The sequence below is a fragment of the Streptomyces sp. NPDC087844 genome (assembly GCF_044742785.1).
Lineage (GTDB): Bacteria > Actinomycetota > Actinomycetes > Streptomycetales > Streptomycetaceae > Streptomyces.
This window is the reverse complement of the sequence record NZ_JBIUVD010000006.1, coordinates 127,543-152,310: the sequence shown is the minus strand read 5'-3', so window position 1 is coordinate 152,310 and position 24,768 is coordinate 127,543. Positions and strand designations below refer to the sequence as shown.

Sequence of the window (24,768 nt, the reverse complement as noted above, 5' to 3'; positions counted from 1 at the left end):
TATGCTCGAAGGATGACGACTTCCGCGACCTCCGGAACCGGGCCCACCGAGAACGCCATGCGCCGTGCCCTCAAACGCGCCCGCGACGGCGTCGCCCTCGACGTCACCGAGGCCGCCGTGCTGCTCCAGGCGCGCGCCGCCGACCTGGACGACCTGACCGCGTCCGCCGCGCGGGTGCGTGACGCGGGCCTGGCGGCGGCGGGCCGCCCCGGCGTGATCACGTACTCGAAGAGCGTCTTCATCCCGCTCACCCGGCTGTGCCGGGACAAATGCCACTACTGCACGTTCGTCACCGTCCCGGGCAAGCTGCGCCGGGCCGGTCACGGCATGTTCATGTCCCCCGACGAGGTGCTCGACATCGCCCGCAAGGGTGCCGCGGCGGGCTGCAAGGAAGCCCTGATCACCCTCGGCGACAAGCCCGAGGACCGCTGGCCCGAGGCCCGCGAGTGGCTCGACGCGCACGGCTACGACGACACGATCGCGTACGTACGGGCCATCTCCATCCGCATCCTGGAGGAGACGGGCCTGCTGCCGCACCTCAACCCCGGTGTCATGTCGTGGACCGACTTCCAGCGGCTCAAGCCCGTCGCGCCGAGCATGGGCATGATGCTGGAGACCACCGCGACCCGGCTGTGGTCCGAGCCGGGCGGCCCGCACCACGGCTCCCCGGACAAGGAGCCCGCGGTCCGGCTGCGGGTCCTGGAGGACGCGGGCCGTTCCTCCGTCCCCTTCACCAGCGGACTGCTGATCGGCATCGGCGAGACCTACGAGGAGCGCGCGGACTCCCTCTTCGCGCTGCGCCGCGTCTCCCGGGCCTACCACGGCATCCAGGAGCTGATCATCCAGAACTTCCGCGCCAAGCCGGACACGGCGATGCGCGGGATGCCGGACGCCGAACTGGACGAGCTGATCGCGACGGTCGCGGTGGCCCGGCACATCATGGGCCCCGCCGCCTGCCTCCAGGCACCGCCCAACCTGGTCGACTCCGAGTACGCGCGGCTGATCGGCGCCGGGATCGACGACTGGGGCGGGGTCTCGCCGCTGACCATCGACCATGTCAACCCCGAGCGCCCCTGGCCGCAGATCGACCTGCTGCGCGAGCAGTCGGCGGAAGCGGGCTTCACGCTCCGCGAACGGCTGTGCGTCTACCCGGAGTTCGTGCAGCGCGGCGAGCCGTGGCTGGACCCGCGGCTGCTGCCGCACGTACGGGCGCTCGCCGACCCGCAGACCGGGCTCGCCGTGCCGGACGCGGTCGTGGAGGGCCACCCGTGGCAGGAGCCCGAGGAGGCGTTCACGTCGTCGGGGCGTACGGATCTGCACGCGTCCATCGACACCGAGGGGCGCACCTCCGACCGGCGCGAGGACTACGACCACGTGTACGGCGACTGGGACGCGCTGCGGGAGGCCGCGGCGCCCGGGATGGTCCCGTCGAGGATCGACACGGACGTGCGGGGGGCCCTCGCCACCGCGGCCGACGACCCGACCCGGCTGACCGACGACGAGGCCCTCGCCCTGCTGCACGCGGACGGTCCCGCGCTGGACGCGCTCTGCCGGATCGCCGACGACGTCCGGAAGTCGGCCGTCGGCGACGACGTCACGTACATCGTCACGCGGAACATCAACTTCACCAACGTCTGCTACACCGGCTGCCGTTTCTGCGCCTTCGCCCAGCGCCGCACCGACGCGGACGCCTACACGCTCTCCCTCGACCAGGTCGCCGACCGTGCCGCGCAGGCCTGGGACGTCGGGGCGGTCGAGGTCTGCATGCAGGGCGGCATCCACCCGGACCTGCCCGGCACCGCGTACTTCGACATCGCGCGGGCGGTGAAGGAACGCGTCCCCGGGATGCACGTCCACGCGTTCTCGCCGATGGAGGTCGTCAACGGCGCCACCCGTACGGGTATGTCCATCCGCGAGTGGCTGACCGCCGCGAAGGAGGCGGGCCTCGACTCCATCCCCGGCACCGCCGCGGAGATCCTGGACGACGAGGTCCGCTGGGTCCTCACCAAGGGCAAACTCCCGACGGCGACCTGGATCGAGGTCGTCACCACGGCCCACGAACTCGGCATCCGCTCGTCCTCGACGATGATGTACGGGCATGTGGACCAGCCCCGCCACTGGCTCGGCCACTTCCGTACGCTCTCCCGCATCCAGCAACAGACCGGCGGCTTCACGGAGTTCGTGACGCTTCCCTTCATCCACACGAACGCGCCGGTGTACCTGGCGGGGATCGCCCGGCCAGGACCGACGACCCGCGACAACCGCGCGGTGATCGCGATGGCCCGGCTCCTCCTGCACCCCCACATCCCCAACATCCAGACCAGCTGGGTGAAGCTGGGCACGGAGGGCGCGGCCGAGATGCTGCGCTCCGGCGCCAACGACCTCGGCGGAACGCTGATGGAGGAGACCATCTCCCGTATGGCGGGGTCGAGTTACGGCTCGTACAAGTCCGTCAAGGACCTGATCGCGGTGGCGGAGGCGGCGGGCCGCCCGGCGAAGCCGCGGACCACGCTGTACGGGGAGGTGCCGGAGGAGCGGCAGCGGGCCGCGGCGGTCTCCGACGGGCACCTGCCCGAGCTGCTGCCGGTCCTTGAGTAGGTCCTTGAGTAGGTCCTGGCGCAGGTCCTGGAGCAGAGGGCCGTTCTCCGGAGCCGGCGGGGCCGCCGGTTCCGGAGGGAGTTCCCCGTCGGAGTAGGATGATCGGACCTCCGACGGGGTGTCTCCGACGGGGTGAGCCAGAGCTGAGGAGATGCGTGCCCGTGCCTGCCCGACGGCTTCCCTCGTGGGCCTGGGTCACCGGTCTGACCGCGGCTGCCCTGGTGCTGGTGGCCGTGCTGGCCGTCAAGGCCGGGGACGGGCCCCAGCCGACCGCGTCGGCGAGCAAGGAGTCGAACAGCTCCTCGGCGAGTCCCAAGCCCTCCGCGTCGCCCGACGAGTCCGCTCCGGTCGCCGTACCGGACGGCTCCGGGACGGGACGGCGGATCGTCTACTCCCTCGGGCAGAAGCGCGTGTGGCTGGTCGACGCGAGCGACGCGTCCCGGCGCACGTTCAAGGTGTGGCAGGGGACGGTGAGCCCGGACCCCGGTACGTACACGGTCGGCACCCGGCGCGAGGCCGCGACCGGCAGTGACGGCGTGGAGATCGAGAACATCGTCTACTTCGCCGTGGCGTCCGGCGTCAACGTCGCCTTCTCCAACGCCCTCGACGGTTCCTCCCCGCCGCCGCCCGCCTCGGGCGCGACGACGGGCGGGGTCCGGATGAAGGCGGCGGACGGGGACGCGGTGTGGAAGTTCGGCACGGCGGGGACGACGGTCGCGGTCGTGAAGTAACCGTCGGCCCCTCAGCCGGAACCGACGTCCGTGCCGGTGCCGGTGCCGGTCCCGGTGCCGGTCCACGCACGCAGCTTGTCCGGGTTGACGACGAGCCACAGGTCGCCGACCCGGCCGCCGCGGACGCCCACCCCGACCACGGCGACGGTCGCCCCGGCGACGCGCACGACGACCCCCGGAGCGCCGTTGACATCCGCCTCCACGGCCTCCATCCCCGGCTCCTTGCGCAGAAGCCCGAGCAGGAACCGGGCCACCTTGTCCGGGCCGACGATCGGCCGGAGGGCGGCGCGCACCTTGCCGCCGCCGTCGCTGCGCGCCTCGACCGCGGGGTCGAGCAGCGCGACGAGCGTGTCGAGGTCACCGGTCCCGCACGCGTCGAGGAACGCGGAGACGACCCGCCGGTGCTCCGCCGCCGTCACCACGACCGGCCGCCGCTCCGCAAGGCGCCGCCGCGCGGACGACGCGAGCTGACGACAGGCCGCGGGGGAGCGGCCGACCGTCCCGGCGATCTCGGCGAAGGGCACGCCGAACACGTCGTGGAGGACGAAGGCGACGCGTTCGGCGGGTGTGACCGAGTCCAGGACCACGAGCATGCCCATGCTCACGGACTCGTCGAGCGTGATCCGGTCGGCGGGATCGCCGCCGTCCTCGCCGCCCGTGCTGGTCCAGGTGACGCCCCTGACCGGCTCGGGCAGCCACTCGCCGGTGTAGCGCTCGCGGCGCACGCGCGCCGAGGCGAGCTGGTCGAGGCAGATCCGCGAGGCGACCCGGGTCAGCCAGGCCATCGGCACGTCGATGGCCTGCTGCTCGGCCTCGGACAGGGCGTACCAGCGGGCGTACGTCTCCTGTACGACGTCCTCGGCGTCCTGCACCGCGCCGAGCATCCGGTATCCGAGCCCGAGCAGCCGGCGCCGCTCGGCCATGAGGGAACCGAGGCTGCTGGGTTCACCGGACGAGGGGGACACGGAGCGGCTCACCCTCCCTCGACCGGGTCGTGTACGCCATTCCCGGCCAGCCACGCGTCGAAGGTCCGGGTGCCCCGGGGCCCGGGACCGGTCGGCAGGTTGCCGCCTCCGGCCATGGCCCGGCCGGTGGCTCCGGGCAGCTTCACCGGCAGCAGGAGCCGACGCCGCCCCTGGGCCTTCAGCAGCCGGCGGACCATGTCGGTCATCTCCTCGACCTGCGGCCCGGCCAGCTCGGGCGCCATGCCCTGCGGCGGCCCGAGGACGAGCCCGACGAGGTGCCGGGCGACCTCACGGGCCGCCACGGGCTGCGTACGCATCCGGGGCACGACGGCGAGCGGCCCCGGAAACCGTTCGAGGACCTGCTGGGCGAACTCGTGGAACTGGGTGGCCCGCAGCACGGTCCACGGCACCTCCCCGTCCTGCGCCAGGACCTCTTCCTGGCGCAGCTTCCCCTGGTAATAACCGAAGGGAACCCGCTCGATCCCGACGATGGACAGCAGGACGTGGTGCCGCACCCCGGCCCGGGCGCAGCTTCCGGACAGGTTCCGCCCGGCTTTCTCGAAGAACGCGATGGATCTCCCGGCGCCGGTGGTCTGCAGATTGCTGACGTCGACGACGGCCTCCGCACCGGCCAGCGCGGCGTCCAGCCCCGCACCGGTGAGGAGGTCGACTCCCCGCGCCCTGGCGAGCACCACCGGCTCGTGCCCGCCCGCCGTCAGCTCTTCGACGACGTACCGCCCGACGAGCCCGGTCCCGCCGGCTACCGCGACCTTCATGACGAACCTTCCTTTCGCGCTGCGATCTTTTTGGGGACGGGGACGGGGACGGGGACGAGCAGAACGGCCGACGCCAGCACCAGCGCCGACAGCACGATGACATTAAGGACCTGGTCACGTGTGCCGTACATGCCGAGGTGCTGCATGTGGTAGCTGAGGTGCAGCACGTTGAAGACCAGCCAGGCGGCACCGGTCGTCTGCACGAGCCGGGTGTTGCGCACGGACCGGACCGCGACGGTGGTCAGCGCCGCCAGCGCCAGGAACATGGCCCCGGCGTCCTTGGCGAGATGTTCGTTGTAGGGCCCCAGTTGCGGCAGCCAGCTCATCCCGAACCCGGGAAAACTCGCGTGCCACCCCCGCGGCGCGAAGTAGGCCCAGACCCCGGTGTACAGCGCGGTCACACCCAGAAACCCGAGGCAGGCGTACCGGATTTTCGTGTTCATACCCGTATGACGAAATGGCGCCGCACATTGTGAGGTGAGCAGGGCGAACCCGCTGTTCGGGGCACAGGGTCACCTCGCCGTGGTCCTCGTCCGGCAGGGCCGCGCCGTACGTGGTGTCGATGAGCTCGGCGACGAACAGCCGCAACTCGTCCGCCGACAGGTCACGGACCCAGGGAAGGGCCAAGGGAAGCGCGTCAAGCGGAGATCCTTGCCGTCCCTGCGCGTGATGTGAGGGTGGTCGCGTTACCTGGAGTAAGCCTCCACGAAGGCGGCCCATGGCCTGTCCGCGAAGGCGATCCGCGCGCCTTCCTTGTCCTTGGAGTCGCGGACGTGGACGGTGGCGTCCGGGGCGGCTATCGCGACCTCGACGCACTCCGGGCCGTCATTGCTGCTGTAACTGCTCTTGAACCACACAAGGGCGGTCATGTCTCTCCCAGAACTTTCTCGATGAAGGTCAGTGACTCCCGAGGCGAGAGAGCCTGCGCACGGATCATTCCATAGCGCATCTCCAGGATCTGGACGTCCCGGGGATCGCTGATCACTCGAACCGTCGCCCCCGTACGGCACTTCACCGTGCTGCTGTCCGCCACGCGCAGGGGCGCTCGCCTCGCCCGCCTGCTCACGGAACGTCAACTCGCCGACTGGGGCGAGCCTTCCGGGGCCGCCGAGCAGGTCGTCGCCGAGCTCGCGGCCAACGCCGTGCCGCACGGACTCGTACCGGGCCGGGACTTCGGACCGGCGCTTGGCCTCGACGGGACCGGCACGCTGCGCATCGCGGTGACCGACGCCCGCGGTGACCGGCTCCCATGCATCCAGGTACCGGCCGACGACGGAGCGGAGTCGGGCCGCGGCCTGCTGCTCGTGGCGGCGTACGCGGACCGCTGGGGCGTGACGGACGGCCCGGGTCCGGGCCGCAAGACGGTCTGGGCCGAACTGGTGCCGGATCGCGCGCACGGGTGACCCGGCGACGGTCGACGTCACCCCGTCCGGTCCGTCATCCACCGTAACTCCTGGGCCGTCGGGCCCGAGTTGATCCACACTGGGAGCCGGACGCGGGTCGGGCGTGGGCCGCAGCGGGGTGGAGGCGGGATCGTGGTGTGGACGGCGGGAGCGTCGTGGCAGGAGTTGATCCAGCGGGGCAACCGGGCCGGGTTCGTCGGCCGGGACGGTGAGCGGGCCGCGTTCCTGGCGAACCTCGACCTTCCGGTCGGGGACGCCCGGCGCCGCTTCCGCTTCCATGTGCACGGGACCGCCGGAGTCGGGAAGACCTTCCTCGTCCAGGAGCTGCGGCACCTCGCGCGCGAGCGCGGCGCGCTGACGGCTTACGTCGACGAGCGCGCCGGGAGCGTGCCCGAGGCGATGGCCGAGGTAGGACGGCAGTTCGCCGAGCAGGGGCGGCGGTTGAAGGAGTTGGAACGGCGGCTGGCCGTGTACCGGGAGCGGCGGCACGAGGCGGAGGCCGCCGCCCTCGCGGCGCTCGCGCCGGAGCCGGGGGCACCCCCGGGCCCCTCGGCCGGCAGCCGGGCCGCCGTCGGGCTCGGCGTCGCAGCCTTCGAGGCCGTCGTACCGGGCGCCGGCCTCTTCACCGGTGCCCTCCCCGCCGACCTGCTCGCCCAGCACGCGGACCGCCTGCGCACCGGCCTGAGCGCCCGCTTCCGCAACCCCGACGACATCGACCTGGTGCTGTCCCCGGAGAAGGTGCTCACACCGGTCCTGCTGCGCGAACTGCGAGCGAGTGCCTCCCCGACCGCCTCGGTCGTCCTGTTCTTCGACACGTACGAAAGGACCGGGCCGTTCCTCGACCCGTGGCTGCACGACATGGTCACGCGCCACGAGGCGGACAACGGACTGCCCGCCACCGTCGTGGTGGTCACCGCGGGCCAGCGCCCCCTGGACACCGCCCGCTGGAGCGGCGTGGGCTCCGTGGCGGACGTGTCGCTGGCACCGTTCACCGAGTCCGAGTCGCGCGGGCTCCTCACCGGGAAGGGGGTCGTCGCCGAACCGGTCGTGAAGGAGGTGCTGCGCCTCACCGGTGGCCTGCCCGTCCTCGTGTCCACGCTCGCGGAGGCCCGCCCCGGCGACCCGGACGACGTGGGCGACCCCAGCGCCACCGCCGTCAAACGCTTCCTGCAGTGGGAGACCGACGACGCCCGCCGCCAGGTCGCCCGGATCTGCGCGCTGCCCCGGCGCCTGGACGCGGACGTGTTCCGGGCCCTGGTCCACCGCCCGGACAGCGATCCGGACGCGTTGGACCAGCTGTACGACTGGTTGACCGGGCTGCCGTTCGTCGGTGAGCGCGGGGCCCGGGTGCAGTACCACGACGTCGTACGCGCTCCGATGCTGCGGCTGGAGCGCCGCCGGTCCCCGCGGGAGTGGGCCGCACGGCACCGACGGCTGGCCGAGGCGTTCGCAGGCTGGCGGACCGAGGCCGAGGCCGGGCGGGAGGCCGAGAACCTGTGGGTCGACGAGGAGTGGCGCGAACTGCGCCTGGAGGAGACCTACCACCTGCTCTGCGCGCGCCCTCCCGCGGCACTCGCCGCGGCGCTGCGGGCGCTGGTCGAGGCCTGCCGCGAGGACGCCGTCGTCGGCCGCGGCTGGGCGCGGATGCTGGAGGACGCGGGCCACGACACGGACAACACCGACCTCACCGAGTGGGGCGCGCGGCTGGGCGAGGCGCTCGACGACGACACGGCCCCGGTCGCCAGGGCGATGGCCCTGCTCCTGGCCCGGCCAGGCCCGGACACGGCCGGCCGGGCTCTCGCGCACACACTGCGGGGCAGGGAACTGCGCCACGGCGGCGAGCACCGGCAGGCCCTGGACGAGTACGACCGGGCCCTGGAACTCGATCCCCGGCTCGCCTGGGCCCACTACGGCCGCGGCTACACCCACCAACTGCTGGACGACTTCCCGGCGGCACTGGCCGCACTCGACCGGGCGGACGAACTGGCCCCCGGCACCGGGTGGATCATCGCCGGGCGTGCGGAGACCTACCGGCTGGCGGGCCGCTTCGAGGAAGCCGTCGCCGACTTCGACCGTGCCGTCGCCCTCGCCCCGGCCGACGCCGAACCGCTGACCGGCAGAGCCGTGTGCCGGCACGCACTCGGGCGGTACGACGAGGCGCTCGCCGACTTCGACCGGGCGCTGAGCATCGAGGAGGACAACCCCTGGGCGCTGGTGCGCAGGGCCCGCCTTCGCCGCACCAGAGGTGAACCGGACGAGGCGTTCGCCGACTTCGACCGGGCGGTCCGCGTCGCACCCGACGCGGCCTGGGTCGCCTCGGAACGGGGGGACGCCTACCGGCTCGCCGGCCGCCCCGAGGAGGCCGTCGCCGAACTGACCCGCGCCCTCTCCGTGAAACCCGACTACGCCTCCGCCCTCGCGAGCCGTGGCGCGGCCCTGTGCGACCTGGGCCGCTACGAGGAAGGGCTGGCCGACTTCGGCCGAGCCGTCGAACTGCGGCCCGACTACGCGTGGGCGCTGGTGATGACGGCCCGTGTGAAGGACGAACTCGGCGACCGGGAGGCCATGTTCGCGTATCTGGAGCGGGCCGTCGCGACGGCTGTGGACGGCGACTGGATCAGTCACGAACTGGCCGTGGAGTACCGCAAGGAGGGCCGTTACGAGGAAGCGGTCGCCGTCTTCCGCCGCGTACTGGAACGGAGCCCGGACGACCACCCCGCGCTGGCCGGCCTCGGCGGCACCCACCTCCTCATGAAGGAGTACGAAGAGGCCCGCCGGTGTCTGGACCGCGCCCTGACGCTGAGCCCGGACGACGGATGGTCGTACGCCACACGTGCGCGAGTCGGCCTGGCGACCGGACGGACCGAGCAGGCCCTCGCCGACCTGGACCGCTGCGCCGCCCTGGAACCGGCGTCGCAGGGCGCGGCCTGGGCGCGCCGCGCGGCCGTCGAACTGCTGACACAGTGCGGCCGCTGGGACGAGGCGTCCGCACGGCTGGCCGACGCGGACCGGGCGCGGAGGACCGACGACGCCCCGGACGACCTGGACGACCTGCGCTGCGAGCTGCACCGGCACTCCGGGCAGTGGTCCCAGGCCCGCCTCGTGGCCGAGCGGGTGCGCGCGACCGAGCCGATCCCCGGCACCTTCGAACTGGCGATGACCGTCAGCCGGTCAGAGGGACTGACAGCCGCCGAACCGCTCTGGCGGGAACTGGCGGCCCTGGTGCGCGCCGACACCGAACCGGACGAGGCGGACAGTGCGCTGGGCGAACTGGAACGCGCGCAGGCCCGCTGCTTCCTCGGCTGCGCGCTGGCCGACTGGACGGCCGCGGACCAGGGCCTGGCCGAGGTCCTGGCCCTGCCCCCCGACTGGGACGACCTGGCCAACCTCACCCTCATCCTCACCAACCTCCTGACCAGCCCCGGGGCCGACCGCCCCCGTGTCACCCGCCTCCTGGCACGGACAACGAGAACCCGCGACGAGATCCAGTCCCGCCACGAGCAATGACAACCGCCGAACCGGGGCCTGTCACCGGGGCTGGACGTCGGCCTCCGGCACCCGGTCCACGGGAAGGTGGATGACGACCAGCACGACCCCGCTCAACAGAAACACCCGCATCGCCGCGTCCAGCCCGTTCCAGTCCTCCGACTGCCACATCGCGAACCACTCGCCACCGATGGCGAGGAACCCGGCGCCGAAGAGCAGCATCAGCATCAACAGCCCGATGGTGGAGGTCCGCCGGGCGCGCGGCGCATCGCGCCGCAGCCACTGGAACGTGCCCAGGATCAGGACGAGCGCGGCGACCGTCTCCCACACGATGATCGCGACGTACGCGGCGTTCTGGAGCCCCTTGGACTCGACGGCCCGCCACATCAGGTCGTCGTCCTTGAAGGTGGTGTCCATGGCCAGGACGTGCTGGACGAACTGCTGGTTGGTGCCGAAGTCGGTGATGTTCCCGAACGCCACGAGCGTGATGTAGAGCGCGACCGTGCCGGTGAGCAGGGTCGCGGTGATCGGAAGCGCGCGTGCTGCCGCCATTCTCAAGTCCCCTCGTCGATACGTGTGTTGGTCAACGACGGGACATCGACGTGTATGCCGGGTACGGCCGACGGATCACCGCAGCCGGTCGACGTACCGGTCCGTCCCCGGCACCGTCGGAATGAAAGGCGCCACCAACTCCACCCGCCCCAGCCCGCTCTCGGCCACCGGGGCCTCCAGCCCGGTGAAGTACTCCTCCCAGCACTCCCGCGGATCCGCCTCCAGGAACCACAGCAGTGTCAGCCGCGTATCGACACCCTCGACCTGTTTCACGTACGTCATACGGTCGCCGGGCAGCGGGGTCGGCCGGAAGATCGTGACCATGGCGGCGGGGGAGCCGGCGAGCCGTTTCGGCAGATGCCGGGAGCGCAGCCACTCCAGCAACCCGGCCCGCCCGGAGGCGGACCCGGCGTCGACGACCTGGAGCACCAGACCCCGGTACGGGTGGTCCAGTGCGTGGAAGTCGCGCGGCCCGGCGGCCCCGTCCCGGTACACCGTCGCCTCGTGGTCCTGGAACGCGGTGAAGACGTGCGTACGGTCCTGGTAGACCCGGCCGTCCCTGTTCAGCCGCTTGTTGATGCCCACGGTCCACTTCATGTGGTCGTCGTGGCGGCCCTCCGTGACCCAGTACGTCGAGAGGTAGCAGCCGGCGGTGACCGGCTGCGCGACCGCCGACTTCTCCGGATGGCGCAGAAGCTGGAGATCGCGGGTCGCCACCCACCGCCGCCCCGCGTACATCCAGGGCATCGCCATCGCGCCCGCGTAGTAGTGGTCGTCCTCGTACCAGCGGTTGTACGCGTACTCGTGGCCCGGATGCGGCTCGACCATCGTGATCAGGGCATGGCCGGGACGCACCCCGTACGGGCCGACGGCGGCCAGCTCCCCGTACACCTCGCCACGCGTGCCGGCAGCCGTGTGGGCAGCCGGGCCGCCGGGCGTCTCATCGGGCATGGCGCTCCCCTTCCTCCCTCTTCCTTCCTCCTCCGGACGCCCCTACTCTGACGGACCGTCAGGTGTACCGCCAGAGCCGGGAGGCCCGTAATGTCACTGCTCCGGGGCAGGACCGTCGTCGTGTCGGGGGTCGGGGCCGGGCTCGGTCATCAGGTCGCGGCGGCCGTCGTGCGGGACGGCGGGAACGCCGTGCTCGGGGCGCGCACCGAGGCGAACCTCGCCAAGACCGCCACCGAACTCGACCCGGACGGCGCGCACACGGCGTACCGGGCCACCGACATCACCGACGAGGGGCAGTGCGACGCGCTCGCGGCGCTGGCCCGTGAGCGGTTCGGGCGGCTCGACGCGGTCGTGCACGTGGCCGCCTGGGACAGCTACTTCGGCGGCCTCCAGGACGCGGACTTCACCACCTGGCAGGCCGTGCTCGACGTGAACCTGCTCGGCACACTGCGGATGACCCGCGCCTGTCTGCCCGCGCTGAAGGAGCGCGGCGGATCCGTGGTCGTCATCGGCACGCAGTCGTCCGTCGCCGCCCCTTCCCAGGTGCGACAGGCGGCGTACGCGGCCTCGAAGGGCGCGCTGACCAGTGCGATGTACTCCATGGCGCGGGAGCTCGGACCGGACCGCATCCGGGTGAACACCGTGCTGCCTGGCTGGATGTGGGGTCCGCCGGTGGAGGCGTACGTGCAGTTCACGGCGTACACCGAGGGTGTACCGGAGGCTGAGGTGCTGGAGCGGCTGACCTCGCGGATGGCGCTGCCCGAGCTGGCCACGGACTCGGACGTGGCGGACGCCGCGGTGTTTCTGGCCTCGGACCGGGCGCGGGCGATCACAGGGCAGTCGCTGCTGGTCAACGCAGGGGAGTTGATGCGATAGAGCCCGCATGTCCGGTTCGGGGACCCGTCGAAAATGTTCAGGAACATGAACCGAGGTCAGTAAGCAGAACTATTTTACCTCCCTTTGACTGCACGGGCTGTTGTCGGAGTCATGCCATCGAACCCACGATGAGCGGGCGCTTCACGACCCTGACGATCCTGGGAGAAGGCATATGAACGGTCTCGACTGGGCCGTGCTCATCGGCTACTTCGGCGTGATGGTCGCGATCGGTGTCTGGTCCCACAAACGGGTCGACAACGTCAGCGACTTCTTCACGGCCGGCGGCAAGATGCCGTGGTGGCTGTCGGGCATCTCGCACCACATGTCCGGCTACAGCGCGGTCATGTTCACGGGGTACGCGGCCATCGCCTACACGTACGGCGTCACTTCCTATGTCACCTGGTCCTTCCCCATCGCCATCGGTGTCGCGATCGGTGCGAAGACGTTCGCGCCCAGGCTCAACCGGGTGCGCTCACGGCTCCATGTGGCGTCGCCGCTGGAGTACCTGAAGAACCGCTACAACCTGCCCACCCAGCAGGCGCTCGCCTGGTCCGGCGTCCTGCTGAAGATCGTGGACGTGGGCGCCAAGTGGGCCGCCATCGCGACCCTGCTGTCCGTCTTCACCGGTGTCTCGCTCAACATGGGCATCCTCATCACCGGCTTCGTGACCGCCATCTACTGCACGGTCGGCGGACTCTGGGCGGACGCGCTGACCGAACTCGGCCAGTTCATCATCCAGTTCGTCGCCGGCATCGCGATGCTCGTCGCCGTCATGGCCGAACTGAACGGCTTCAGCACCCTGTGGAGCGTCTGGGACGAGCCCGCCCTGGACGGGCACACCAAGCCGCTGGCCGGCCCGTACATGATGGTCTTCCTGATCGCGTACCTCTTCATCAAGACCTTCGAGTACAACGGCGGCATGTGGAACCAGGCCCAGCGCTACATGGCCACGGACTCCGCGAAGTCCGCCACGCGCTCGGCCACCCTGTCCGCCGCGCTCTGGCTGATCTGGCCGCTGGTGCTGTTCTTCCCCATGTGGGTCGCGCCGCTGATCATCAAGACCGACGTACCGGCCGATTCGTACGCGCTGATGGCCGAACACCTGCTGCCGCACGGGCTGCTGGGTCTGGTCATCGTCGGGTTCTTCTCCCACACGATGGCGATGTGCTCCTCGGACGCCAACGCCATCGCGGCCGTCGTCACCCGCGACATCATGCCCGCGGTCTCCCGCAAGGCGCGCGAATGGGACACCCGGATGGGGCTGCTGGCCGCACGCTGGTCGACGCTGCTCTTCCTCGGTCTGTCGATGGCCATCGCCACCCAGGTCAACTCCGCCTTCTTCGGCGACATCATCACCGTCGTCATCAAGTGGGTGGCCGGTCTGATGGGCCCGATCGCGATCCCGCTGATGCTGGGCCTGCTCCCGTGGTTCCGCAAGAGCGGTCCGACGGCCGCGCTGATCAGCTGGGGCGTCGGCCTCGTCACCTTCTGGCTGGTCAACTACCCGATCAGCTGGAACGTCGACGGCGGGGTACCGCTCCAGTACCAGGTGTCGATCCCGCTCGCGGTGTCGCTCGTCCTCTACATCCTCATCGGATACGTGAAGCCGGAGGACACCCCGGAACGGGACGCGCTCATCGCGAAGATCAACAGCGATGACGGCGGGTCCGCCGCCGCGGCGGTACAAACCCCCGCCGGACCGGCGGACGACGCGGTGGGAGTCCCGGCCAAGGACTAGCGCTGAACCGCGCGCACGGCACGTATGTACGGATGTGAGGGTGGCCGCTTCCTGACGAGCGGCCACCCTCACTGTCGTACGTACGCGCCGTACATACGCGCCGTACACACGCGCCGTGCGGTCAGCGTCGGGCGGTCAGGCCCGCCGGGACCAGGGTGGCGCCCGTGCCGGAGAGGGCCGCGTAGCCACGCGGGTAGCGGGCCAGCCAGCCGGGGGAGGAGCCCGCCGGGCCGTGCAGGGCCGGGCCCTGGGTCATCTCCATCGCGAAGTCGTCGGCGAGGACGAGCATGGTGGGGCGGCCCTCCAGCTCGGCCAGCCAGGACGGCGGCAGGGCCGTCTCGCCGTGCAGGGCACCGAGCAGCGCGCCGGTGAGAGCGCCGGTGGCACCCGAAGCGCCACCGTGGTTCACCGACAGGCACAGCCCGTGCCGGGTGTCCTCGCCGACCAGGGCGCAGTACACGGCCACCGAGAGCAGGCCCTCGGCGGTGCCTTCCCCGGCCAGGTCCTCGACCCGGGACGGGGACGGCATGCCCTGCCGTACGGCCCCCAGCGCCCGCTGCAGCGCCTCGGCCACCGGTTGCTGCCCCGGTCGCGGTGCCAGCAGCTGCAACGCCCGCTGGACGGCCGTGTCGAGGCTCTCACCGCGCGCGAGACCGTGTACGACGACGGCGTACGCGCCCGCCGACAGGTAGGAGAGCGGGTGGCCGTGCGTCTGCGCCGCGCACTCCACCGCGAGCTGCATGACGAGCTGCGGCTCCCAGCCGACGAGAAGTCCGAACGGCGCGGAGCGGGTCGCGGCCTCGACGCCCCGCTGGTCGGGGTTCTTGGGCGCGTCCAGGGTGCCCATCGTCGCGTCGCCGAGGCCCAGCAGACAGGCGCGCGCCGGATCACGGCGGGCGTACAGCCACTCCTCGCGGGCCAGCCACCCGTCCTCCTTGCGCCGCTCGTCCGGGCCCCAGTCGCGCTGGGTGGAGGCCCATCGCAGATACGCCCGGTGCAGATCCGTCGGCGGATGCCAGGCACCGGTGTCCCGGCGGACCTGGGCCCTTATCAGTCCGTCGATGGAGAACAGGGTCAGCTGCGTGAGATGGGAGACGGCCCCGCGTCTGCCGTACCCGTGGGCCAGATCGGTGAGGCCCTCCGCGCCGTGCGCAGCGCGGATCTGCTCCATCGAGAGGTCACCGACGGGCGAGCCGAGCGTGTCGCCCACGGCCGCGCCGAGGAGCGTGCCACGCACCCGGCTGCGGAAATCCTGCTGTTCGGCACGGCCCCAGACGGCACCGGCTGTCGCACCCACCGAGGCCTCCCGAGATCCCGATCCGTTTCCGTCCGTACGGCCGACAACTCAGCACTGTAATCGAACGGGAACGTTCGGTTGAAAGCCGTATCGGTATGCGAACAGTGAGCCGACTGAGTGTGTTTGTCAGCGATCGGCACGCGTTTCCGTCGGCCGGCCGACGCGGAGCCACCGGGAAATGAAGATCCACGCGAATGACGACGACTTTCATACGCGATACCTGCGCAGCATGCGCACAATTGCGGGAGGATCTTCGGGACGGGTGCGGACAGCGCCGAGCCCCCTCGGCCAGGACGGCGGGCCAGTCGAGAGGGCTCTTTCACACGTTGCGTATGCGGTTGTTGACGCAGCTGTTGATGCGGTTGTTAATGAAGTTGTTTCTTCGGAAGCGGATGACACGGGTGAAGCGGGTGTGGACGTGCTGTGCGAGGTCTCCGTCGTTGTCAGACGGTGCCCCGGCTCACTTCTGCCACGAACGCGTTCCAGGACTCCGCCGGGAAGGCCAGGGCGGGCCCTTCGGTGACCTTCGAGTCGCGGACGGCCATGGCCGCCGTGACGGGGGACTTGACCTCGACGCACGCGCCGTTTCCCTGCGAGTACGAGGACTTCGTCCACGTGTCCGTGACGCCTTGCTGGATTGCCATGTTCACTCCGGTGGCCGGTTGCTGAGTAGCTGTCACCGAGTTGTGGGTTCCTTCCGGAACCCACGGTTCGGATTGCGCCAAGGTTGTTCCCCCTTGGCGTGATCGACGCTACTCGCCAACATCGGCGTGCGAAGCGACTATTCACTCGTTCGGGTGACATATGCCAGCTGAGTCTTCCGCCGGGATAGGAGGAGGGTGTACCTTCCCGCCGCCCTCCGGCTTACCTCAGTGCGCGTAGTCCTTCGCGACGTCCGCGATGAACTCCCGCGACTGGTCCGCGTTGAGTGCCTGTGCCCGCAGATGCTCGTACATGACGCTGTATTTCTGGACGTCGTTCGCCTTCTCCAGGTACAGATCGCTGGTGACACCCTCGATGTAGACCACGCTGGAGTCGGCCGCGTCGGGGAATTCGAGGATGGCGTACTGGCCGCTGACCCCCGGATGGGCACCCATCGCGAACGGGATGACCTGAACTGTCACGTGCGGCACGTGCGACATCTCGACGAGATGCTCCAACTGCTCGATCATCACCTGCTTGTTGCCGACGGTCCTGCGCAGCGCCGCCTCGTCGAGGACGGCCCACAGCCGCAGCGGGTTCTCCAGGTCGGAGATACGTTCCTGTCGCCGCAACCGCACCTGTACGCGCTTGTCGATGTCGCCGGCCGCCGCCTCCGGCAGAGCGCCCTGGATCAGCGACTCGGCGTACGGCCGGGTCTGCAGCAGGCCCGGCACGACCAGCGGGTCGTACACGCGCAGGCTCGCCGCGTCGGTCTCCAGACCGATGTAGACGCTGTACGGGATGTCGCCGAAGGAGTGCCACCAGCCCTGCTGGCGCGAGTCCTTGGCCATTTGCATCAGCGAGTCGACGATCCGGACGTCCTCGACCTCGTACACCCCGCACAGATCGCGGACGTCGCGCTGGCTGATGCTGCGCCGCCCGTTCTCCAGGCGGCTGATCTTCGACTGCGAGACGAGCAGCCGCTCGGCCACCTCTTCGGCCGTCATGCCCTTGAGCTCCCGGAGCCTTCGCAGCTCCTGGCCCAACCGGCGTCGCCTGACGGTGGGATTGACGTTGGACGCCACGGGACGTGCACCTCCGGCTGCGGACTGCCTGTACTTTGCGTATCTGCTGTTGAGCAGATTGCCACCAAGGTGCTTGCCACCGCTATGAAACAGCGGATATGCGGTGCGTACGCGCCACTTGTCGCCACCCCGCGCCACCTGTCGCCACCTGGCAGTGGATATGACGACAAGCGACCATGGGCCTACGTGTTCAGGGACACGCGGATACGGGGACATGCGGACGCGCGGGGCGGCGGGCCGTGTCCTCGTCCGGACGTACGGCCTGTCGCCCCGCGCGGCCCAGCGGCTCCCGAACCGGGTCAAGGGGACTGCGGTGCGGCGCTGACGTGCGTGACGCGCGAGGCGTGGTGCACGGTGCTTGATGCGGAGTTGCTGCGGAGTTGCTGCGGGTTCCGCGAATACAGCGGATACAGCGGATACAGCGGTACTTCGGGGACTGCGGTGCTGCGGTTGTGTCGGTGGGTGCGTGCCGTGGACCGGTGACTCAGTGGGCCACGGCACGTGCCATCGAACTGCGGTGCGGTTGCATCGGGACGCCCCTGGCGGGCTCCGGTGCGGGCCTGGCTCCGGGGGCGGCCTGACGGCCGGTCGGTGCCGGGCTGCGGCGTGGCTGTGCGGCCACTCCGTTCTGGACGTCCATCACGGCGTGCGCCACGAGTCCGCCCATGGGGTCGTGCCTGATCAGGTCCCGGAGTCGGGAGCGCGACGAACGCCCTTCGTTCCCCGGGTAGAGGTGCTTGCCCAGGCCGACGGCATGCGCCAGTGCGGCCAGAGCGGCGGTCCGCGGGTCCGGCGGGACGCCGGTGCGGATCGCGCTGTCCAGCCGGGCCCTGATCTCCCGGCTGATTTCCGTGTCCGTCGCCTGGTAGCGAGTCGTCGGAAGCACCCCGCACATCTGGCCCGCCACGGCATGGACCATGCCGCATCGCTCCAGATGCGAGAGATATGTCTGGCGCAACCCCAGTCGGGGCCCGCCGATCCAGTTCACAGCGCGTACTGGAGCACCCCGCCTGCGGAGTAGTTCCAGCGCACAGTCCAAGGTCGGATCTCCGGTCGGCCGTGGTGCCACCACGGCGATACGATCCCCGTCTGGGGCTATCCGTCCGGCCAGCGCCAGCTCCACTAGCTGTGCTCCGGCCAGACCGAGGTCGAGCGACTGCGGCTGTGCGGTGGTACCCGTGGTCGGGTCCAACGCCAGCAACAGAAGCTCCTCCGGAAGTGTTCTGCGGCTCCTGCCCATCCATGCCTCCCCGCGTGGATGAATGACAGGGTGACCCCTCTCACATTGGTCTGTCGAGAGCACGTGACCGGTTCGTAATGGAACCAGTAGATATGTCGTTCTCGTCTACCGCAGGGGTCAATCCCTCACACAGGACACTGGTAGATGGTTCGGACACGAGTGTCCGGGCCGCGTGTGCACTGTTTAACGGGTTCATGTTCGGTTGGGCGCACGGTGTGTGGCGCACGGAGGAGGCATCGGTGGCGGGCGAGTCCCCCGACAGGTCGAAGCAGCACGAGTCGTTGGCAGAACCGACGTCGGGGAGCAAGGTTCCGGTTCCGGATCCGCGGCTGGCGGTCGCGCGGGAGGCCGTGACTGCGGCTGCCCGGGTGGACACGGCCACCGCGGTGTTCTCGACGAAGCGCTCCGCGGAGGCGGCGGGTTCCGCGTCCGCGGGTTCCGCGGACGCGGAGGAGAAGGCGGAGCCGGCTGCCGGGAGTTCCCAGGGGAGTGACGGTTCTGCGGAGCCGGAGAGCTCCGCCGAGGGCGCCGGGAAGGGCACCGGAGGCGGCGACGCGCGACTCCGGTCCGCCGTGGCGGCCTGGGCCGCCACAGCGGACGAGGAGGCGCCTGAGGGCGCTTCTGCGGGCGCGGGAGCGGATCGGGGTGCGCCGGAGGGCGCGGACGAGGGCGCGGACGAGGGCGCGGGCGCCGGCGAAAGCCGGAGCGCCGACGCCGACGCCGACGCCGACGCCGACGCCGACGCGGGTACGGGTACGGGTACGGGTACGGGCGGCGGGTCGACCGGGGATGACCCGGACGCCGGCGCCGGGTCCGACCCGAAGGCCGACTCCGACTCCGACCGCGACTTCGGCTCGGAGGACGCGGTTGAGGCGGCGGGTGCCTCCTCGGAGGCCGACACCCCGCCCAGGAGCGGAATCTCCGCCTCCGGCGAGGTGGCCGGGAACGCCGAGAACGACGGAAACGTCGCCGACGCGAAGGCCGGTTCGAAGGCTGACGCGGGCGCCGACGCCCAGCGCAAGGCGGACGACCCCAGGGCGCAAGCCCCCACCGGCGGAGTTCCCGCCGCCGGCACGGACCCGGACTCCGGCCCCGACACGGCCTCCGCGGCGGCGCCGGGACCCGAGGCTGACGCGGATCCCGCGGCGGCGCCGGATCCCGTGGCCGACGCCGACGCGGGCGCAGGCGCAGACGGCAAGTCGAACGCCACAGGTAAGCCAGACTCCACGGCAACGCCGGACTCCGCGGCGGCGCTGAAGCCCGCGGGGAAGTCGGGCGTCGCGGCGAAGCCGGACTCTGCGGCGGCGCCGGATCCCGTGGCCGGCTCGGCGTCGGCGGGGGAGTCGGGTGGCGCAGCGGCGTCGGTCGGCCTCCCGGCGAAGCCGGAATCCGCGGCGCACGCGGATTCCGGAGGCGAGTCAGGTTCCGCGGCGAAGTCGGACTCCGCAGGCAAGTCCGGCACCGCGGCCAAGTCGGGTTCCGCCGCGAAGCCGGCCGCCTCCGACGAGGGCAACGAGCCCCCCGTCGACCAGGCGACCGCGATCTTCAAGCGGCCGCCCGCCGTCGATCAGCCCACCACCATGCTCAAACTGGGCGACGCCAAGCCGGACGCCGGACCGGGCAAGCCCGCCAAGTCGGACAAGGGCGGCGAACCGAAGGGCGGGGGTGAGCCGGCAGCCGGGGCAAAGGGCGAAGCCCCGGCCGAGCGCACCAGCAAGTTCGTCGCGCTCAAGCCGCTCGACGAGCCCGCCCCGCCGAAGGCGAGGCCCGCCGTCCCGCCACCGGGGCCGCCCGTCCCGTCCTCGGCGCCGTCGGCCGCCGCGCCCGCCGCCGCCCCGCAGGCCGGCCCCGAGCGGACGACTCAGCAGCCCCTCCCGCCGAGGCCCCCGCTGGACCTGCTGGCGGAGCTGACGAACACCCCGCCGCCCCGCCAGACCCCGGTCCGGACCATCGTGCGCCGGGTCAAGATCTGGACGCCGCTGGTCCTCCTGCTGATCGTCGTGTTTGCAGTCGTACAGGCCGTACGTCCGCTGCCGGCCCCCACCCTCGCGCTGACCGCCGACGAGACGTACGCCTTCGAGGGCAGCAAGGTCTCCCTGTCGTGGCCCGAGGAGGGTCAGGGCTGGATGGACGTCAACGGCATCGGCACGGTCGACTCGTTCGGGGAGCAGAAGCCCGTCGCGATCGGCTCGGTCGCCAAGGCCATGACGGCCTACGTGATCCTCAAGGAGCACCCGCTGAAGGCCGGCGCGGACGGCGCGAAGATCCCCGTCGACAAGAAGGCGGAGACGGAGGGCGGCTTCGACGCGCAGGGCGAGTCGACCCTCAACACCGTCAAGGAGGGCGACACCCTCACCGAGAAGGACGCCATCGCGGCCATCATGATCCCGTCCGCGAACAACATCGCGCGGCTGCTGGCCCGTTGGGACGCCGGTTCCGAGGCGAAGTTCGTCGAGAAGATGAACGCCGCCGCCAAGGACCTGGGCATGAAGAACACGAAGTACACCGACCCCTCGGGGCTGAAGGAGACCACCGTCTCCACCGCCGAGGACCAGGTGAAGCTCGGCAACGAGCTCGTGGACATCAAGGCGCTGGTCGACATCACCAAGCTGCCGACCTGGGTGGACCCGTCCGGCAAGAAGTGGGACAACTACAACCGCCTCGTGCCGTACAACAACGCCATCGGCATCAAGACCGGCTCCACCACCAAGGCGGGCGGCAACCTGCTCTTCGCCGCCACCCAGGAGGTCGGCGGTGAGAACGTCATCGTCGTCGGCGCGATCCTCGGCCAGCACACACCGCCGATCATCGACACGGTCAACGCGGTCAGCAAGACGGCGATGATCGCCGCCCAGGAGGCGCTGACCTCGCGGAAGATCCTGAAGAAGGGTGACGTCGTGGGGTACGTGGACGACGGGCTCGGCGGCCGGGTACCGGTCGTCGCCACCAAGGACGTCTCCGCGGTGGGCTGGGCCGGACAGACGGTCAAGCTGAAGCTGGACGAGGGCGGCACGGCCATCCCGCACGAGGCGAAGGCGGGAACCAAGGTCGGCTCGCTGAGCGTCGGTGACGGTACGACGGGCGACGCGGTCGATGTTCCGGTCGCGCTCCAGTCGGATCTCACCGAACCGGGATTCGGCGCCAAGCTGACCCGGGTCGGCTGACGGGACGTACGCCTTCACGAGGGCGTACGCCCATAAATGACCGAAGACCCGACAAACAAACCGAAGCCCCGACAAGCAAACCGAGGAACCGGCAAGCAGAAGAACCGACCGCACCCCGCCGACGGAGCACCACCCAGGAGCTCCACGGCGGGGTGCGTGCTAGCGTCGCCAGGATGGGGCAGGCCGTCCGCCGCGGGGCCCGGCCGAGAGTGGAACAACGGGACACGGGAGTGCCAGCACGTGGCGACAGCGGAGCCGACGCAAGCCGACGACGCCGAGCCGAGCCGAGGGGCCGGCCCGCGAATAAGCGTGCGCACACGGCACGCCGAGAGCTCCGGCACGGCCGAGAACACTCACGCTGGACGGGATGAGGAGTCCGGGCCGGACACCGCTACCGAACCGGCTCCTGCCGCCGAGCCGATCCCCGACACGGACGCCGCGCCCGACGCCGCCCCCGATGCCGGACGGGGCGCCGACTCCCACCCGGCCCCCGATACCGACCCGGGCGACGGACCGGATGCCGACCCGGGCGACGGACCGGACATGGACCCGGACGACGACCCGGACGACGACCCCGGAGCCGGTGGCCGTGACGGCACCCGCCTGCACCGCTTCGTCCGGCATCCCGCGGTCCTCGCCACGGCCCTCTCCGGCGTCCTCCACATCATCTGGTTCTTCACGTTCGCGAACAGTGGGGGCGACCTCGCGGCGCAGGACGCGTGGGCGGAGTTCGTGGGGCGGAACCCCGGGTCCGCGTACAACCTCGCCTGGTACGGCGGCATGCACCCGGTGTCGTACAGCGTGGTGTCCCCGTACCTGATGGCCGTGCTCGGTGTGCGGACGACGATGATGATCGCGGGGACGCTCTCCGCCGGACTGCTCATGCTGGTGCTGATGCGCAGCCGGGCCGTACGGAACCCCGTGGCCGCGGCGGCCGCCGGAGTGTTCGCGCTCCTGTGCAACGCGATCTCGGGCCGCGTGACCTTCGGCCTCGGCATGGTCTTCGCGCTCGGCGCGGCAGCGGTCGTCTTCTGCTGGCCGTACCGCTGGCGCTACAAGCGCTGGGCCAAGGCCCTGTGCGCCGCCCCCCTCGCCGCGGCGGCGACCGCCGCGTCCCCGGTGGCCGGCCTCTTCGTCGGCTTCGTGGCCGTCGCGCTGTTCCTGCAGAAACGCCGCCCGGGAGCGTGGGCGCTGGGTCTCGCGCCCGCCGCGGTCGTGGGCGTCTCGGCCCTGATGTTCCCGTTCTCCGGTACGCAGCCGATGATGTTCGGGTCGGTCCTGCTGCCGTTCGCGACCGCGGCCTGCGCCTTCTTCCTCGTCCCCAAGGAGTGGAAGACGGTCCGGATCACCTCGGCGGTGTACGGCCTGGCCGTCGTCCTCGTCTGGCTGATCAGCTCGCAGATCGGCTCGAACATCAGCCGGCTGCCGATGCTGCTGGGCGGGGTCACACTGATCGCCGCGCTGCCCTTCACGGCGCCGCGCTCGCGCAAGTGGTACGCGATCCTGCTGGCCTTCGCGACCGTGAACGGCTGGATCGCCTTCAAGGCCGTCGACGACATCGTGCACACGACCCCCGCCGCGTCCTGGGCCCGCGAACTGGCCCCCCTCGTCAACCAGCTCCAGGTGGCCGGCGCCGAGAAGGGCCGCGTCGAGGTCGTACCGGCCCGCTCCCACCGCGAGGCGTCCGCCCTCGCCCCGTACGTCAACCTCGCCCGCGGCTGGAACCGGCAGGCCGACATGGAGCGCAACCCCCTCTTCTACGACGACACCCTCAACTCCGCGAACTACCACGAGTGGCTGCGGCGCTGGGCCGTCCACTACGTCGTCGTCCCCAAGGGCGAGCCCGACGGCGACGGCGGCGAGCGCGAGCGCGAACTGGTCCAGCGCGGGATGCCGTACCTGAAGCAGGTCTGGGGCGACGCCAACTGGCAGCTCTTCGAGGTCACGGACCCCATGCCGATGGCCGACCCGCCCGCGGTCGTCGACCGTGCCGAGCAGGGAGAGCTGACGCTGGAGGTGAAGCGGGCGGGGCGGGTGCTCGTCCGGATCCCGTACTCGCCGTGGCTCGGGCTCGTCGACGCGGAGGGCAAGAGCGTGAAGCCCCCGCAGGAGACCGAGGAGTCCAAGCAGCGAGATGACGGGGCGCCGAAGACGTACGACAACGTCAACGGCTGCCTGATGGAGACGGAAGAGGACGCCCAGGGCGATCAGTGGACGGAGCTGCTGGCGCCCAGGGCCGGTACGTACCGTCTGGCGGCGCCCTATCAGCTGCCCCGGGGCACGGGGTGCCCCGAGGAGCTGCGCGAAGAGGTCCGGGGGAGCGAGGGATAGGGGTCAGTCGGCGGGGGCGAGCGGTAGGCGTCAGCCGAGCTGGGCCTCGACCGCCGACACGAGCTCGGCGGACTCCGGCTCGGTCTGCGGGGAGAAGCGCGCGACCACCGTGCCGTCCCGGCCGATCAGGAACTTCTCGAAGTTCCAGCGGATGTCGCCGGTGTGCCCCTCGCCGTCCGCGAAGCCGGTGAGCCGCTCGTAGAGGCTGTGGCGCGCGTCCCCGTTCACGTCGACCTTCTCGGTCATCGGGAAGGTCACGCCGTACGTCGCCGAGCAGAACTCCGCGATCTCCTCGGAGGAGCCGGGCTCCTGGCCCATGAACTGGTTGCACGGCACCCCGAGCACGGTGAAGCCCTGCGCCGCGTACCGCTCGTGCAGCCGCTCCAGGCCCGCGTACTGCGGGGTGAGCCCGCACTTGGACGCCACGTTGACGATGAGCACGGCCTGGCCCCTGTACTGGCCGAGATCCGCGGAACCGCCCTGCAGCGCATCGATGCCGACGTCGAGAACGGAGGCACCGGAGGCGGCAGAGGAGGCGGAGGCGTTGTCAGTAGTCATGAGCGGATGCTAGCTCCGCTCCGCCGGCCCCGGATCGGCACCCTGCGCCCCGACGAGCACATCACCCTCAGCCGTCCGGTAGTAGAGGACCGACCGCCCCGAGCGCCGCCGCCCCACCAGGCGGGAGTCGAGCAGCAGTTTCAGATGGCGGCCGACGGATCCGAGGCCCTGCCCGGTGACGGCGACCAGCTGGCTCGTACTCGTGCCTGTTTCCGATCCTGGGTTTTGAGTAGTTTTGGGGCCTAGGCTGGCAGGGTGTCCGAGGGTGCCGGGCAAGCCGGAGAGCGGGTGTGTGCGGGCTGCAGTGAACGGCTGAGGCCGGAAGCACAGTCCGCGGCCGTGTATTGCTCGGCGGCATGTCGTTCCAGGCAGTGG

20 protein-coding genes and 2 pseudogenes are annotated in these 24,768 nt (G+C 71.0%); 9 read left to right on the top strand and 13 right to left on the bottom strand.

What is annotated here, in order from left to right; genetic code table 11:
• Positions 1-12: 12 nt before the first annotated feature.
• On the top strand, positions 13-2,598 hold the full coding sequence (locus ACIOKD_RS14720; protein ID WP_402083012.1) for a bifunctional FO biosynthesis protein CofGH: 2,586 nt from the start codon (positions 13-15) through the stop codon (positions 2,596-2,598).
• Between the two features lie 155 nt (positions 2,599-2,753).
• Positions 2,754-3,329 (top strand): hypothetical protein, encoded by a 576-nt coding sequence (locus ACIOKD_RS14715; protein ID WP_402083009.1) that lies wholly within the window; start codon positions 2,754-2,756, stop codon positions 3,327-3,329.
• An 11-nt stretch (positions 3,330-3,340) separates the two neighbouring features.
• Here the strand turns inward: ACIOKD_RS14715 and sigJ are convergent, their stop codons facing one another.
• Genes sigJ through ACIOKD_RS14700 form a run of 3 tightly spaced genes read right to left on the bottom strand, consistent with a single transcriptional unit; the run spans position 3,341 to position 5,513 of the window.
• Positions 3,341-4,252: an RNA polymerase sigma factor SigJ gene (gene sigJ / locus ACIOKD_RS14710; protein ID WP_402083536.1), complete on the bottom strand. Its 912-nt coding sequence runs from the start codon at positions 4,250-4,252 to the stop codon at positions 3,341-3,343.
• A gap of 50 nt (positions 4,253-4,302) precedes the next feature.
• Positions 4,303-5,070 (bottom strand): SDR family oxidoreductase, encoded by a 768-nt coding sequence (locus tag ACIOKD_RS14705; protein WP_402083006.1) that lies wholly within the window; start codon positions 5,068-5,070, stop codon positions 4,303-4,305.
• A complete protein-coding gene (locus ACIOKD_RS14700; RefSeq protein ID WP_402083003.1) occupies positions 5,067-5,513 on the bottom strand; it encodes a hypothetical protein in 447 nt (148 codons plus the stop codon). The genes ACIOKD_RS14705 and ACIOKD_RS14700 overlap by 4 nt, the downstream gene beginning before the upstream one ends.
• A gap of 34 nt (positions 5,514-5,547) precedes the next feature.
• Between ACIOKD_RS14700 and ACIOKD_RS14695 the strand changes: the two genes are divergently transcribed.
• The gene (locus ACIOKD_RS14695; RefSeq protein ID WP_402083000.1) at positions 5,548-5,745 is read left to right on the top strand and encodes a hypothetical protein; all 198 of its coding nucleotides are present in this window, start codon (positions 5,548-5,550) and stop codon (positions 5,743-5,745) included.
• Positions 5,746-5,756: 11 nt separating this feature from the next.
• Here the strand turns inward: ACIOKD_RS14695 and ACIOKD_RS14690 are convergent, their stop codons facing one another.
• Both ACIOKD_RS14690 and ACIOKD_RS14685 read right to left on the bottom strand, forming a co-directional pair.
• Positions 5,757-5,939: a DUF397 domain-containing protein gene (locus tag ACIOKD_RS14690; protein WP_402082997.1), complete on the bottom strand. Its 183-nt coding sequence runs from the start codon at positions 5,937-5,939 to the stop codon at positions 5,757-5,759.
• Positions 5,936-6,058 (bottom strand): annotated as a pseudogene (locus ACIOKD_RS14685) (transcriptional regulator); the annotation flags it as partial. The gene ACIOKD_RS14690 and the pseudogene ACIOKD_RS14685, both read right to left, overlap by 4 nt.
• Before the next feature lie 28 nt (positions 6,059-6,086).
• Here ACIOKD_RS14685 and ACIOKD_RS14680 point away from each other — a divergent pair.
• Positions 6,087-6,473: an ATP-binding protein gene (locus ACIOKD_RS14680; protein ID WP_402082994.1), complete on the top strand. Its 387-nt coding sequence runs from the start codon at positions 6,087-6,089 to the stop codon at positions 6,471-6,473.
• Positions 6,474-6,605: 132 nt separating this feature from the next.
• Positions 6,606-9,980: a BREX system ATP-binding domain-containing protein gene (locus ACIOKD_RS14675; RefSeq protein ID WP_402082991.1), complete on the top strand. Its 3,375-nt coding sequence runs from the start codon at positions 6,606-6,608 to the stop codon at positions 9,978-9,980.
• 21 nt (positions 9,981-10,001) lie between these two features.
• Here the strand turns inward: ACIOKD_RS14675 and ACIOKD_RS14670 are convergent, their stop codons facing one another.
• Both ACIOKD_RS14670 and ACIOKD_RS14665 read right to left on the bottom strand, forming a co-directional pair.
• Positions 10,002-10,511 carry a DUF2165 domain-containing protein gene (locus ACIOKD_RS14670; protein WP_402082988.1) on the bottom strand — a complete coding sequence of 170 codons (510 nt, stop codon included), beginning with the start codon at positions 10,509-10,511 and terminating at the stop codon, positions 10,002-10,004.
• A gap of 75 nt (positions 10,512-10,586) precedes the next feature.
• Positions 10,587-11,462 carry a hypothetical protein gene (locus tag ACIOKD_RS14665; RefSeq protein WP_402082986.1) on the bottom strand — a complete coding sequence of 292 codons (876 nt, stop codon included), beginning with the start codon at positions 11,460-11,462 and terminating at the stop codon, positions 10,587-10,589.
• 90 nt (positions 11,463-11,552) lie between these two features.
• Here ACIOKD_RS14665 and ACIOKD_RS14660 point away from each other — a divergent pair, with 90 nt between their 5' ends.
• Positions 11,553-12,338, top strand: coding sequence for an SDR family oxidoreductase (locus tag ACIOKD_RS14660; protein ID WP_402082984.1), 786 nt, complete (start codon positions 11,553-11,555; stop codon positions 12,336-12,338).
• Positions 12,339-12,510: 172 nt separating this feature from the next.
• Positions 12,511-14,076 carry a sodium:solute symporter family protein gene (locus ACIOKD_RS14655; protein WP_402082981.1) on the top strand — a complete coding sequence of 522 codons (1,566 nt, stop codon included), beginning with the start codon at positions 12,511-12,513 and terminating at the stop codon, positions 14,074-14,076.
• A 121-nt stretch (positions 14,077-14,197) separates the two neighbouring features.
• Here the strand turns inward: ACIOKD_RS14655 and ACIOKD_RS14650 are convergent, their stop codons facing one another.
• From ACIOKD_RS14650 to ACIOKD_RS14635, 4 genes are all read right to left on the bottom strand, one after another.
• Positions 14,198-15,373 carry an ADP-ribosylglycohydrolase family protein gene (locus ACIOKD_RS14650; RefSeq protein ID WP_402082978.1) on the bottom strand — a complete coding sequence of 392 codons (1,176 nt, stop codon included), beginning with the start codon at positions 15,371-15,373 and terminating at the stop codon, positions 14,198-14,200.
• Positions 15,374-15,816: 443 nt separating this feature from the next.
• On the bottom strand, positions 15,817-16,017 hold the full coding sequence (locus ACIOKD_RS14645; protein ID WP_402082976.1) for a DUF397 domain-containing protein: 201 nt from the start codon (positions 16,015-16,017) through the stop codon (positions 15,817-15,819).
• A 225-nt stretch (positions 16,018-16,242) separates the two neighbouring features.
• Complete coding sequence (locus tag ACIOKD_RS14640) at positions 16,243-17,100, bottom strand: helix-turn-helix transcriptional regulator (protein WP_055512597.1); 858 nt, start codon at positions 17,098-17,100, stop codon at positions 16,243-16,245.
• A 484-nt stretch (positions 17,101-17,584) separates the two neighbouring features.
• Complete coding sequence (locus ACIOKD_RS14635; protein WP_107015497.1) at positions 17,585-18,340, bottom strand: GPP34 family phosphoprotein; 756 nt, start codon at positions 18,338-18,340, stop codon at positions 17,585-17,587.
• 194 nt (positions 18,341-18,534) lie between these two features.
• Here ACIOKD_RS14635 and ACIOKD_RS14630 point away from each other — a divergent pair, with 194 nt between their 5' ends.
• Positions 18,535-21,504, top strand: a complete 2,970-nt coding sequence (locus tag ACIOKD_RS14630; protein WP_402082972.1) for a D-alanyl-D-alanine carboxypeptidase — start codon at positions 18,535-18,537, stop codon at positions 21,502-21,504.
• A gap of 240 nt (positions 21,505-21,744) precedes the next feature.
• On the top strand, positions 21,745-23,835 hold the full coding sequence (locus ACIOKD_RS14625) for an MFS transporter (protein ID WP_402082969.1): 2,091 nt from the start codon (positions 21,745-21,747) through the stop codon (positions 23,833-23,835).
• Positions 23,836-23,865: 30 nt separating this feature from the next.
• Here ACIOKD_RS14625 and ACIOKD_RS14620 read toward each other — a convergent pair whose 3' ends face one another.
• Together ACIOKD_RS14620 and ACIOKD_RS14615 are read right to left on the bottom strand one after the other, a co-directional pair.
• Positions 23,866-24,393 carry a glutathione peroxidase gene (locus ACIOKD_RS14620; RefSeq protein ID WP_402082966.1) on the bottom strand — a complete coding sequence of 176 codons (528 nt, stop codon included), beginning with the start codon at positions 24,391-24,393 and terminating at the stop codon, positions 23,866-23,868.
• A 9-nt stretch (positions 24,394-24,402) separates the two neighbouring features.
• Positions 24,403-24,606 (bottom strand): annotated as a pseudogene (locus ACIOKD_RS14615) (transcriptional regulator); the annotation flags it as partial.
• Between the last annotated feature and the right edge of the window lie 162 nt (positions 24,607-24,768).